The organism is Streptomyces sp. R21, assembly GCF_041051975.1.
GTDB lineage: Bacteria > Actinomycetota > Actinomycetes > Streptomycetales > Streptomycetaceae > Streptomyces.
Map to the genome: position 1 here is coordinate 4133037 of NZ_CP163435.1, position 12974 is coordinate 4146010.

General features: G+C 71.0%; 10 protein-coding genes. 1 reads left to right on the forward strand and 9 read right to left on the reverse strand.

All coding sequences use genetic code 11. The features are described from left to right. Window positions 1-882: a polysaccharide deacetylase family protein gene (locus AB5J56_RS18375; protein WP_369233832.1), complete on the reverse strand. Its 882-nt coding sequence runs from the start codon at window positions 880-882 to the stop codon at window positions 1-3. 264 nt (window positions 883-1146) lie between these two features. Here AB5J56_RS18375 and AB5J56_RS18380 point away from each other — a divergent pair, with 264 nt between their 5' ends. Beyond that, window positions 1147-2361, forward strand: a complete 1215-nt coding sequence (locus AB5J56_RS18380; protein ID WP_369242632.1) for a methyltransferase domain-containing protein — start codon at window positions 1147-1149, stop codon at window positions 2359-2361. 23 nt (window positions 2362-2384) lie between these two features. Here the strand turns inward: AB5J56_RS18380 and AB5J56_RS18385 are convergent, their stop codons facing one another. From AB5J56_RS18385 to AB5J56_RS18420, 8 genes are all read right to left on the reverse strand, one after another. Further along, the gene (locus AB5J56_RS18385; RefSeq protein WP_369233833.1) at window positions 2385-3653 is read right to left on the reverse strand and encodes an RNA polymerase sigma factor; all 1269 of its coding nucleotides are present in this window, start codon (window positions 3651-3653) and stop codon (window positions 2385-2387) included. 67 nt (window positions 3654-3720) lie between these two features. Then, window positions 3721-4077 carry a YciI family protein gene (locus AB5J56_RS18390; RefSeq protein ID WP_369233834.1) on the reverse strand — a complete coding sequence of 119 codons (357 nt, stop codon included), beginning with the start codon at window positions 4075-4077 and terminating at the stop codon, window positions 3721-3723. Between the two features lie 203 nt (window positions 4078-4280). Next, window positions 4281-5660 carry an FG-GAP-like repeat-containing protein gene (locus AB5J56_RS18395; RefSeq protein WP_369233835.1) on the reverse strand — a complete coding sequence of 460 codons (1380 nt, stop codon included), beginning with the start codon at window positions 5658-5660 and terminating at the stop codon, window positions 4281-4283. Between the two features lie 150 nt (window positions 5661-5810). Then, window positions 5811-6860 (reverse strand): LCP family protein, encoded by a 1050-nt coding sequence (locus AB5J56_RS18400; RefSeq protein ID WP_369233836.1) that lies wholly within the window; start codon window positions 6858-6860, stop codon window positions 5811-5813. Window positions 6861-7030: 170 nt separating this feature from the next. Beyond that, entirely contained in the window at window positions 7031-8383 is a 1353-nt protein-coding gene (locus AB5J56_RS18405; protein ID WP_369233837.1) for an endo-1,4-beta-xylanase, read from the reverse strand. Window positions 8384-8567: 184 nt separating this feature from the next. Then, complete coding sequence (locus AB5J56_RS18410) at window positions 8568-9617, reverse strand: LacI family DNA-binding transcriptional regulator (protein ID WP_369233838.1); 1050 nt, start codon at window positions 9615-9617, stop codon at window positions 8568-8570. A gap of 220 nt (window positions 9618-9837) precedes the next feature. Continuing rightward, window positions 9838-12102 (reverse strand): glycoside hydrolase family 3 N-terminal domain-containing protein, encoded by a 2265-nt coding sequence (locus tag AB5J56_RS18415; RefSeq protein ID WP_369233839.1) that lies wholly within the window; start codon window positions 12100-12102, stop codon window positions 9838-9840. Between the two features lie 43 nt (window positions 12103-12145). After that, window positions 12146-12943: a carbohydrate ABC transporter permease gene (locus tag AB5J56_RS18420; RefSeq protein ID WP_369242634.1), complete on the reverse strand. Its 798-nt coding sequence runs from the start codon at window positions 12941-12943 to the stop codon at window positions 12146-12148. Between the last annotated feature and the right edge of the window lie 31 nt (window positions 12944-12974).

Genomic DNA, 12974 nt, shown 5'->3' on the forward strand with positions numbered 1-12974 from the left:
TCACAGGTAGTCCTCCAGTCGCGCCACCGCGTACCCCTCGTCCGTGACCTTCTTCAGGAAGCGGCGGACCATGTCGGGCATGGTGCCCTTCCAGTCCGTCCTGCCGCGGAAGTGGGTGAGGACGATGTCGCCGGGGTGCAGGCTCCGGTCCCATTCGCGGTACTCCCAGTGGTCGACGAAGACCTCCTCGTCCCAGATCGGGGCGTACTTGACGCCACAGGACTTGGCGGCGCGCAGTGTGTCCTCGTTGTAGTTGCCGTAGGGCGGGCGGAAGAGCTTCGGGCGCTTTCCGTAGTGCTTCGCCATGATGTCCTGCATGCCGCAGATCTCGTGCTTCTGACGCTCGTAGGAGAGTCCGGGAAGGTACGGGTGGTGGAGGGTGTGGTTGTTGAGTACGACTCCTGTGTCCTGCATCTTCTTGAAGTAGCCGTAGTTCTCCTTCACCAGGTAGTCGCTGAGGAAGGCGGTGTACGGGATCTTCAGCTCGCTCATCATCCTCAGAAACGCCGGGTCCTTCTCGGCGCCGTCGTCGATGGTCAGGAAGACGACCTTGTCCTTGGTGGGGATGGTGGTGAAGACCGGGGGCAGTTCCTGTTCCTCCTGACCCTCCACCTCGAAGCCCTTGCGGGCCTTGATCACCGGCTTGTGCGCGGGGGGTGCCGGCGCGCTCAGCGGGACTTTCGGCAGGCCCCAGCGCTTCGCGGCGGCCACGCGCGCGGCGTGCGCGGCGCGCAGATGGGAGGCGTATGCGTCCAGGGCGCGCGCCGGGGGCGCCTTGAGGGGCTGCTGGCCGGGCGCGGGGCGCACATGCGTACTGGGGGTGGTTTCGGCGCAGCCGGAGGCGAGGGCCGCTACGGCGAGCACGGCGGTGGCGCCGCGCACGCGGGCGGTCAGCAGCTGCTTTCTGCGCCGCGCGCGCCCCGCGTGTTCCGAATGCGCCGCGCCGTCTGCATGCCTCTCACGCTCCGCGCACCCTGCACACCCCGCGCGGCCCGCGCACCCCGCGCACCCCGCGCACCCCGCGCACCCCGCGCACTTAATGCCGTTTTCTTCATTTTGTCCTACTAGTCGCATGGTGCCGGATCTTCCCAGGCCACACCCCGCACACGACCCCGACACCGCGGCCGGAGGCACACCGTCCACCGACTGGCCCACAATGACCTGGTGAACGACGTCTCCTTCGCCTCCTTGCTCACCCCCGAGGGCCGCGCCCTCCTCGACGAGGTGCACGGCACCGACCCGGCGCAGGAGCTGGCCGTCGCGACCCGGTTGCGCCGCGAGCATCCGGCCGAGCTGGTGTCGGCGGCGCTCGGGCAGGCGCGGCTGCGGCAGCGGGCGGCGGCGAAGTTCGGGGCCGAGGATGCGGAGCGGATGTTCTTCACGCCGAACGGGGTCGAGCAGTCGACCCGGACGAGCGTGGCGACGTACCGAGCCCGGCGGTTCCAGGAACTGGGCGTGCGCTCCGTGGCCGACCTGTGCTGCGGGATCGGCGGGGACGCGATCGCGCTGGCCCGCACCGGGATCCGGGTCCTGGCCGTCGACCGGGACCCGCTGACGGCGGCGGTGGCGCGCGCGAACGCCGAGGCGCTCGGGCTCGCCGACCTGATCGAGGTGCGCGAGGCGGATGTGACGGAGGTCGACACGACGACCTACGACGCGGTCTTCGTCGACCCTGCCCGGCGCGGCGGCCGGGGCCGCATCTTCGACCCGGAGGCGTACTCGCCGCCACTGTCATGGGCCGTCGACGCTGCGCGGAAGGCGCCGCGGGCCGCACTGAAGGTCGCCCCCGGGATTCCGCACGAGGCGGTTCCCGCGGAGGCGGAGGCCGAGTGGATCTCGGACAGCGGGGACGTGAAGGAGGCCGTGCTGTGGTTCGGCACGGAGCCCGGGCTCGTGCGCGCCACCCTGCTCCCCGGGCCGCGCGTCCTGCGCGGCCGCGGACTGCCCGACCCCCAGGTCCGGCCGGTGGGACGGTACCTGTACGAGCCCGACGGCGCCGCCATCCGCGCCCATCTGGTCGCCGAGGTGGCCGAGGAGCTCGACGGCGGGCTCGTCGACGAGACCATCGCGTACATCACGGCGGACGAACTGCGGCCGACGCCGTATGCGACGGCGTACGAGATCACCGACCAGCTCCCCTTCGGCGTCAAGAAGCTGAAGGCGCTGCTGCGGGAGCGTGGCGTCGGCGTACTGACGGTGAAGAAGCGCGGTTCGGCCGTGGAGCCGGAGGAGTTGCGGCGCAAGGTGCTGCCGAAGGGTCACGGGCCGCACTCGGCGACCGTGTTCCTGACGCGGGTGGCCGGTGCCCCGACGATGCTCATCGGGGCACCCGCGAAGCCGGACCGCCCCAGCGAAGCCTGAACGCCCCTGATCCGCAGGCAGCGCTACGAGCCGCACTCCCGTGCCCTGGCCAGCAGCAGCTCCCGTTCGCGCTCGTTGCGGGCGAGGGACGCGGCCCGCTCGAACTCGGCGCGCGCCTCTGCCGTACGCCCGAGGCGGGACAGCAGGTCGCCGCGCACACTGGGCAGCAGGTGGTAGTCCCGCAGGGCGGGTTCCTCGGCGAGGGCGTCGACGAGGGCGAGGGCGGGTTCTGGGCCTTCGGCCATGGAGACGGCGACGGCCCGGTTCAGCTCGACGACCGGGGACGGGGCGCGGGCGGCGAGGAGGCTATAGAGGGTGGCGATCTGCTGCCAGTCCGTGTCCTCGTACGCGTACACCTGCGCGTGGCACGCGGCGATGGCGGCCTGGAGGGCGTACGGGCCGGGCCCGCCGGTGGCGACCGCGTCGGCGCGGCCGAGGGCTGCGAAACCGCGGCGGATCAGCATGCGGTTCCAGCGGCGGCGGTTCTGGTCCCTGAGCAGCACCGGCTCGCCGTGCGGCCCGGTGCGGGCGGCGGCGCGCGACTCCTGGAGCTCCAACAGCGCGACCAGGCCGTGCACTTCGGGTTCCTTGGGCATCAACTGGGCGAGGACGCGGGCCAGTCGAAGGGCGTCCTCACACAGGGCTGGCCGCAGCAGGTCGTCGCCGGCGGTGGCCGCGTAGCCCTCGTTGAAGATGAGGTAGATGACCTCCAGGACCGACCCGAGCCGGGCCTCGCGCTCGGGCCCGTACGGCACTTCGAAGGCGACCCCCTTCGTCGCCAGGGTCCGCTTGGCGCGCACGATGCGCTGGGCGACCGTCGCCTCCGGGGCGAGGTAGGCGCGCGCGATCTCGGGTGTGGTGAGGCCGCCGAGCAGCCGCAGGGTGAGCGCGATGCGGGACTCGGCGGACAGCACGGGGTGGCAGGCGGTGAAGACCAGACGGAGGAGGTCGTCGTCGATGTCGTCGGGGTCGGCGGGCTCGTCCAGGTGGTGCGGAGACACCGTCTCAAGGTGTCGCCCGACCTCCTCCAGCTTGCGCGCGTAGCGCTCCCGGCGCCGTACGAGGTCGATCGCGCGGTGCTTGGCCGTGGCCGTCAGCCACGCCCCCGGGTTGTCCGGGACGCCCTCCCGCGGCCACTGCTCCAGGGCCGCGACCAGGGCGTCCTGCGCGAGTTCCTCGGCGATGCCGACGTCGCGGACGATGCGGGCGACGCCGGCGATGATGCGGGGGGACTCGATACGGAAGATGGTCTCGATGGTTCCGTGCGCGTCAGTGGTGGGCTGCGGGGTCACAACCCACCATCAGACACCAGCGGGACAGCCGGGCCAAGGCCCGACTCGGGCTCCGGCCGTCGGCCGCTCAGCCCTCCGCGATCTCCCGCACCTCACAGGTGACCGTCCAGTGCTCCTCGTGGACCTTCAGGAACCGCTTGGTCCACTCGATGGCCTCGGCCATGTCCTTGCACTGCATGAGCGCGTAGCCACCGACGACCTCCTTGGACTCGGTGAAGGGTCCGTCGGTCACGGAGATCTCTCCGCCCTGCCAGTGGACCCGCTTGCCCTGCGCGGACGGCGTGAGCCCATCAGTGGCGAGCATGACGCCCGCCTTGGTGATCTCCTCGATCAGCTCCCCCATCCGCTGCATCAGCTCGGGGCTCGGGCCCTCGGCGGGCATGGTCTTCTCGTCGATCTGGACCAGGGAGAGGTAGCGGGGCATGGTGACTCCTTCGGTACGGCGGCGGGGCGCGTCCCCACCGACCAGGTTGCCGGGCGGGGGCTCTTCCCGCCTCTCACCCATGCGTCGAACGGGGGCGGCGCGGATCGACACGACCGCCGGATTTCTTCGAAGATTTTTCTGCGGGAGGCGTTTCCGCAGGTGGATGCCTGTCCCCGGACTCGACTTCCGCTACTTCACTTCCGCTACTCCACCTCAAACCCGAACTGCGCCTTCGCATAAGGCACCCCGATCCCCTGCCCATCGAGGACAAGCGCCGCATCCGGCACGATCCCGCTCGGCCGCCCGCGCAGTTCCCAGACCGCCCCGTTGCCGCCGTTCTCGGCAGGAGCCGCGGCCGCCAGGTCCGCGTAGCCGTTGCCGTTGATATCGAGGAGCTGGACGGCGCCGCCGAAGGCGTCGTTGGTTTCGGCGGTGCCGGGAATGCCGGGGGTGTTCTGGGTGAGGGCCTGGGCGGCTGTGCCCGTGAGGCCCGTGCGGGTGCCGTGGAGGAGGTCGACCACGCCCGCCGCGCCGGTGGTGCCGAGGGACTCGCCGGGGGCGCCGACGGCCAGGTCGGCGTAGCCGTCGCCGGTGACGTCGGCCATGGCCAGGGCGGCGCCGAAGCGGTCGTTGGTCTCCAGTGCGCCCGGGACGCCGGGGGTGTCCTGTGTGAAGGCCTTCCAGGTGGTGCGGGGCTTGATGCCGGTGGCCGAGCCGTAGGCCACCTGGACCGTCTCGTCGTAGGTGAACCCGACGGCGATGTCGTCGTACCCGTCGCCGTTGAGGTCGCCCAGTGCGACGCCGCCGTCGCCGTCGGGGACCGCACCGCGCCGGTAGGTCAGGCCGGAGGCTGTGGCCTGGTACAGCTCCGTGCAGAAGTTGCCGTCGCCGCAGTAGACGCGCAGGGCGAGGTCGTCGCGGCCGTCGCCGTCGACGTCGCCGGTCGTGCCGTCCCAGACGTCGACGTACTGGAGGTGGTCGGGGTCGAGCGCGGCGGTGCGGGCGGGCTTGCCGGAGCGGCTGACCGGGCCGCCCCAGACGGTGGCGGTGGTGCCGGCGGGGTCGTCGCCGCTGGCGAACTCCGTGCGGAAGAGGGCCAGGTCCAGCGTGCCGTCGCCGTCGAAGTCGCCGGTCTGCGTGCTGGTCGCGGAGATCGCCGTACCGCCCGAAAGGCCCTCCGATCCGCCCCATACGATCACCGCGCCGCCGTGCCCGCCGACCACCAGGTCCGCGTACCCGTCGCCGTTCAGGTCGCCCTTGGACAGCTGCATGCCGAAGGTCTGGCCCTTGGCCGGAGAACCCGGAATACCGCTCGTGGCACGGCTGATGACGGTCCGTCGGGCTGTCGACAGTCCGTGCGGGCCGCCGTAGATCACCGCCGCGTAGCCCGCCCTGCCCTGTCCGCCGACGGTGGCTCCGGGCGCGCCGACGGCGAGGTCCGCATACCCGTCGCCGTTGAAGTCGTCGCGGACGGGAGCGGTGGTGGCCGCCTGAACCGGCGTTCCCAGAGGGCCGATTCCCAGGACGGTGAGGCCCACCGCCAGCGGGCCCGCCCAACGGACGTACGAACGCAGGGAGAACATCGGGACACCCTCTCGTGACGGCGACATGGCATCAGCACATTCACCGCACGAGACCCGGCACCGGTCAGATTGGTTGTACGCGGGCCCTGCGACCGGCTTGGTTGCACGCGGGCCCGGGGACCGAACTGGTTGTACGCGGGCCCGGGACCGTCACTTCAGCGACTTCCACAGCTTGCTCGCCGCCGGTTCCGCCGCGATCACCCGGTTGTGGTCCGACGGCGCCGTCACCACCGGCATCGTCACCGTCCTGACGTCGTCGGCGGACAGGGCCTTCAGGCTCTGGCCCAGCTTCATCAGTTCGCCGAGCGAGTCCAGCCCCGTGTCCGTCGTCAGGCTTCCCGTGACCGCGTCCGCGACCTCGTACAGCCTGGTGGGGCTGGTCAGCAGGTTCGTCGAGGCGATCTGCTCCAACAGGGCCTTCACCAGCTTCTGTTGGAGACCGATCCGGCCGAGGTCACTGCCGTCGCCTATGCCGTGGCGGGTGCGGGCCAGGGCGAGGGCCTGCTTGCCGTTCAGGTGGTGGGCGCCCGCCTTGAGGTGCAGATGGCTCTTGTCGTCGTCGATGTCCTCGTCCGTGGTGACGTCCACGCCGCCCACCGCGTTCACGAGCTTCGCGAAGCCCGAGAAGTCGATCTCCATGTAGTGGTCCATGCGGACGTCCGTCAGGGATTCCACGGTCTTCACCGCGCAGACCGGACCGCCCACCGAGTACGCGCTGTTGAACATCGCGTTGTACGCCACCGATGTCGTCCCACCCGAGGAGGTCGGGCACGACGGGCGCGTGACCAGGGTGTCGCGCGGGATGCTGACCACGGTCGCCGTCGTACGGCCCTGGGCGATGTGGACGACCATCGCGGTGTCGGAGCGGGCGCCGGAGCTGTCGCCGCCGCCGAGCGACGCGTTCTCCTTGCCGCTGCGCGAGTCGGAGCCGAGGACCAGGATGTTCAGGGCCTCGCCGGGGAGGGGGGACGCGGAGGCCGAGGGGGTGGTCACGGCCGCGGCGGGGCGGTCGTCGCCGAGCGCGCTGTTGATGTCGACGCTCTTGATGTTGTGGTTCAGGTGCCAGTAGGCCCAGCCCGCCCCGGCGGCGGACAGCACGAACACGCCCGCCAGCGTGAGGCCGGCGACCTTCAGCAGGGTCCGCCGCCGGCCCACACGTCTCGGCGCGTTGTCGCCCTCGCGCTCGTCTTCTCCAGTCACGCAGAGGAACGTAAGTCCGAATTATTACGGCCGGGAACCTCCACCCGACATTCCTTCGGAAAATCTCATACTTCTCATGCCGGACTCAGCTCGGCTCAACTCAGTCCGGCTCAACTCAGTCCGGCTCAACTCAGTCCGGCTCAACTCAGTCCGGCTCAGCCCGACTCGGCTCAGCCCAGCGTCACCGTAGGCACCGGGTTGCTGCCGCTCCATGACGCGTTGAACCCGAACGTCACCGAGCCGCCGTCCGCGACCGTCCCGTTGTACGAGGCGTTCGAGCAGCTCACCGTCGCGCCCGACTGGGTGCAGGTCGCGTTCCAGGCCTGCGAGATCTGCTGGCCCGCCCCGTAGGTCCAGCCGACCTTCCACGAGGACAGCGCCGCCCCCGAACAGGCGATCTTCACCTGTCCGGTGAACCCGGTGTTCCACTGGTTCACCACGCTGTACGTCGCCGTGCACGCACCCGTCGGCGGTGGCGTCGAGGTCCCGCCGAGCGAGGTCGCGATGGCGTAGTACGCAGGTTTCGGCGCGTAGTTCTCGTCGTACGGTGTCGCCGCGCCGTAGCCCGAGAAGACGTCCGGGATCCAGGAGTCGGAGTCCGTGAAGCCCCACACGGTGACGCCGACGCAGCGCGTCACCGCCACGCACGCGTCCATCACGGCCTTGTAGTCGGCCGCCTGCTGCGTCAACTTCGCGCTGTCGGACGGAACCTGCATGCGGATGTCCAGCTCGGTGATCGCGACGTCGACACCGAGGTCGGCGAAGCGCTGGATGTTCTGCTGGAGCGTGGACGGCACCTGGCCGAGGATCAGGTGGGCCTGGAGACCGACGCCGCCGATCGGAACGCCTCGCTCCTTCAGGGACTTGACCAGGTTGTAGAGGGCGGTGCTCTTCGCGTTGACGCCCTCGACGTTGTAGTCGTTGATGTAGAGCTTGGCGCTCGGGTCGGCCGCGTGTGCCCAGGTCAGGGCGTTGGCGATGTAGTCGGAGCCCAGGCCGTTGTACCAGAGCGAGGAGCGGTAGGTGCCGTCCTCGTTGAAGGGTTCGTTCACCACGTCCCAGGCGGCCAACTTGCCCTTGTAGCGTGTGACTTCGGTCGTGATGTGGTTCTGCAGCAGGCTGCTCAGCTCGGCGGACGTCCAGGTGCCGTTCGTCAGCCAGCTCGGGTTCTGGCTGTGCCAGACGAGGGTGTGGCCGCGCACCTGTTGGTTGTGGGCCTGCGCGAAGGCGACGATCTGGTCGGCCTCGGCCCAGTTGAAGGTGCCCCGGCTGGGCTCGACCGTCTCCCACTTCATGGCGTTGCCGGGGGTCATCGAGTTGAACTGGGCCCCGGCGATGTCGCCGTAGGTGCCGGTGAGTTTGGAACCGGTCACCGCCGTGCCGATGACCTTGCCCTTCGCGGCGGCGAGGTCGCGCAGCGGGGTGTCGGCCGCGTGAGCGGTCGTACCGGCCGCGAGAAGGGCGGCCGCGGCTGCGGCGCCGGTGAGCACGGCGGTAAGACGTGTACGTAAGGAGGTTCTCATTGCGGGTGCCTCCGAAAGTTTCGGTCATGGAACCGATTTACTTCGGAGCAGTGTGGGACCGCTCCCATCACACGTCAAGACATCCGTCACGGTCGTATCGGCACCATCGGCCGCATCAGCCATGCCTACGCCGGAGGCGGCACCCGTGGCCTGTACCTAAGGCGCCACCCGCGCCACCCGTGCCCTACGCCGAAGGCGGCGCCGTACTGCTCCGCACCACCAGGCTCGTCGCCAGCTCCACCCGCGTCCCCGCCGACGGCCGTTCCTCGCGGCCCAGTTCGAGCACCAGCTTGGCCGCCGCCTCCGCCATCTCCGTCAGCGGCTGCCGTACGGTCGTCAGCGGCGGTCCCACCCAGCGGGCCAGCGGCAGGTCGTCGAAGCCGACCACGCTCAGGTCCTCCGGGATGCGCAGCCCGAGTTCGCGCGCGGCCTCGTACACGCCGAGCGCCTGGAGGTCGTTGCCCGCGAAGACGGCGGTCGGCCGGTCGGGCAGCCGCAGCAGCTCCAGACCCGCGCGATAACCCATGTCGTGGTGGAAGTTCCCCTGCCGGATCAGCTCGGGGTCGACCGACAGGCCCGCCGTCTCCAGCGCGGCACGGTAGCCGTCGATCCGGGCGCGGCTGCACATGATCCGCGAGGGCCCGCTGATCGCGCCGATCCGGGTGTGGCCCAGCTCGACGAGGTGGCGGGTGGCGGACAGCCCGCCGTGCCAGTTGGTGGCGCCGACCGAGGGCACGTCGGCGCCCGGGTCGCCGGCCGGGTCGACGACCACGAAGGGGATGGAGCGGCTGGTCAGCAGCGCCCGTTGGGACTCGTCGAGGCCGCTCAGCACCAGCACCACGCCGTGCGGGCGGCGGGCGGCGACCTGGTCGGCCCAGGTGCGGCCCGGGGTGAGACGGCCCGCGCTCTCCGAGAGGACGACGCTCAGCCCCTCGTCGCGTGCGACGTTCTCGACGCCTCGGATGACCTCCATCGCCCAGGCGCTCTCCAGCTCGTGGAAGACCACGTCGATGAGCGGCGAGCGGGCCGCCTCCGCCCGTCGTCGCCGGTAGCCGTAGGAGCGCAGCAACTCCTCCACGCGCGTACGGGTCCCCGGTGCGACGTCGGCGCGGCCGTTGAGCACCTTCGAAACAGTCGGAGCGGACACACCGGCCTCGCGGGCGATCTCGGCGAGCGTCGCCGTCTGGGTGGAGCTTGCCGCCGACCGGGACTCCACGGGCTTCGCAGGTTTCATGAGCGGGATGCTATCCCTGCACGCGGGCATGACGAACCCTCTCCGAGACCGGGATTTCCCGGAACTTTCGGAGATCTCACAGAAACTTTCGGTGACGGCGGGACGCCACCCCGGAATACGGCGACCGGGGGTGCCTGCCGCGGGAAAGCGGCGGGCACCCCCAGAGGCCCTCAACTCCCCTGTGCTCCCCTCATCTCTGTTCCCCTCACCTCACCTCCTCTCACTTCACCCGCACCTCGCACCGCATCCGCCGCTCCACTCCCACCACCCGCTCCGGCCCCGTCAGCGTCACCGGCACCACCTGCCGTATGTCGCCCTCGGCGCTGGAGGCCGCGAGCCGCAGTTCCAACGCGCCGGGTTCGACGATCCGGTGGCCGTCCGGCCCGGTGTACGCGGCCATGTCCGCCGGGAACGTGAAGTGGACCTCCGCCGAAGCGCCCGCGTCGAGCGGCACGCGCGCGTACCCGACCAGCCGGGCCACCGGGCGCGCCACCTTGCCGACCGGGTCGTGCAGATACAGCTGGACGACCTCCGTTCCGGCCCGCTCCCCGGTGTTGCGGACGGTCACCCGCAGCGTCGTCTCGCCGTCCGTCGGGAAGGACTCGGCGTCGACGGACGCCACCTGCCAGTCGTACGTCGAGTAGGACAGCCCGTGCCCGAAGGGGAACAGGGCCGTCGGGTCGAGGTTGCTCGCCCCGCTGGTCTGCCCGAGCGGCGGGGCGAGATAGGTGTACGGCTGTCCGGCGGGCTCGCGCGGCACGCTCACCGGGAGCCGCCCCGACGGGTTGACCCGCCCGGAGAGGATGCCCGCGACCGCTGCGGCGCCGTCCTGGCCGGGGAAGAACGCCTGCACCACCGCCCCGACGCGGTCGGACCAGCGGCCCAGTGCGTACGGCCGCCCGGAGAACACCACGAGCACGACGGGCGTCCCGGCGGCCAGCGCCCGGTCCACCAACTCTCCCTGGCCCTCCGGCAGTTCGAGGTCGGCCGCATCGCATCCCTCCCCCGAGGTGCCGCGCCCGAAGAGTCCGGACCGGTCGCCGACCGCGACCACGCACACGTCGGCCGCCGCCGGGTCGTCCCCGAACTCGGCGTCCGGCAGCTCCGCGCGCAGCGCGTCGAGCAGTGTCGGTACGGCGACGCCCGTCGGGACGTCGGGGTGGTCGAGCAGGACATGGCGGGGGAAGGTGTAGCAGCCGAGCATGGCCGCCGGGTCGTCGGCCAGCGGGCCGAGGACGGCGATCCGCCGCACCCCGAGCCCGAACGGCAGCGTGCCGTTGCGGCCGCCGCTGCCGTCGCCGATCCCGTCCCCGTTTCCGTTGGCCAGCAGGACGACGGACTCCTCCGCCAGCTGCCGTGCCAGCTCCCGCATGTGAGGTGGATCGAAGTCGACGCTCGCCCCGGCGGCCGGAGGCGCCCAGTCGGGATCCAGCAGTCCCAGTTCGCACTTCTGCGTCAGGACGCGCAGCGCGGCCCGGTCCACCAACTCCTCGTCGAGCGGCCCGGATCCGTAGCACCGTACGGCCGGCAGCTCCACGTCCACGCCCGCCGCGAGCGCGAGCGCCGCCGCCCCCGCCGGGGAGTCGGTGAGCCCGTGCGCCGACTCCAGGAAGGAGACGGCGAAGTAGTCGGCGACGACCGTGCCGGTGAAGTTCCACTGCTCACGCAGGAGTTGGGTGAGCAGTCCGTGATGCGCGTGCGCGGGCAGCCCGTCGACGTCGTTGTACGCCGCCATCACCGACCGCGCGCCGCCCTCCCGCAGAGCCATCTCGAACGGCGGCAGGATGACGTCCGCGAGTTCGCGCGGGCCGATCGACGCGGGCGCGTGGTTGCGGGCGCCGCGCGAGGCCGAGTACCCGGCGAAGTGCTTGAGCGTGGCGACGACACCCGCCGACTCCAGCCCCTGGACATAGGCGGTGCCGACGGTCGCCACGAGGTACGGGTCCTCGCCGATCGACTCCTCCGTACGGCCCCAGCGTGCGTCCCGTACGACATCCAGGACGGGGGCCAGGCCCTGGTGGATGCCGACGGAGTGCATGGTGGCGCCGATCGACGACGCCATCTCCTTCACCAGGGCGGGATCGAAGCTCGCGCCCCAGGCGAGCGGGGTCGGGAAGATCGTCGCCTGCCAGGCGGTGAGGCCGGTGAGGCACTCCTCGTGGGCGACGGCGGGCAGCCGGAAGCGGTTCGCGGCGCGGATGTCCTCCTGGAACTTCGCCAGCCGGGCGGCGCCCTCGGCGGGCTCGACGGGCGCGGTGCCGAACGGCCGGGTGAGCTGGCCGAGGCCGTGCGGAAGCAGCTCGGCGAGGTCCAGGTCCTCCGACAGGGCGTGCTGGTGCGGGGCCATGTCCCCGCCCGGGGTCTCGTTCGAGCCGGGCCAGACGCTGTAGAGCTGGGCGATCTTCTCCTGGGGGGTCATACGGGCGAGCAGGTCGGCGGCGCGGACGGCTGCGGGCAGAGTGGTGTCCTGCCAGGGGTCGGTCATGTAACTCCTCACGCGGATGGGGGAATGGGGCCCCGGGGACGGTTCAGCCCTTGGTCGCGCCGAGCGTGATGCCGCCGATCAGCTGTCGCTCGGCGACCGCGTAGAAGGCGAGGGCGGGCACCATGGCGAGCACCAGGTAGGCGAAGATGCGTGCCACGTCGGAGGCGTACTGGCCCTGGAACTGCTGGATGCCGACCGGGATCGTCCACCAGGTGGGTTCGCTGAAGACCAGCAGCGGCAGCAGGAACTGGTTCCAGCTGCTCACGATGGCGAGGACCGACACCGTGCCGAGCGCGGGCCGGGCCAGCGGCAGCAGGATGCGCCAGAAGAACCCGAAGCGGGTGCAGCCGTCGAGCGTCGCCGCTTCCTCCAACTCCCCTGGGATCTCTCGGAAGAAGCCGCGCAGGATGATGATCGTCACCGGCAGCCCGAAGGCCGCCTCGGGCAGGATCACGCCCCACGGGTTGTCGAGCAGCCCGAAGGTGCGCAGCAGGATGAACAGCGGCAGGATCGCCACCGCGAACGGGAACATCAGCCCCATCGTGAACAGGGTGAACATGAACTCCCGCCCGCGGAAGGCGAATCGGGCGAGCGCGAACGCGGCCAGGGCCGCCGTCGCCACCGTCAGCAGGGCGGCGCCCACCGCGATCACCGTGCTGCTGCCGATGGACCGCCAGAACGTGCCCGAGCCGAGCAGCGAGGTGTAGTTCGAGGTCACCCACGGCGAGGGCAGCCCGAACGGGTTGGAGGAGAGCTGGTCGGTGGACTTGAAGCCGGAGATCAGGGCGTAGAGGAGAGGGGTGACCATGAAGACGCCGACCACCCAGAGGATCACGTACATGGGAAGGGTGCGCAGCGTCCGACGCCGGCGC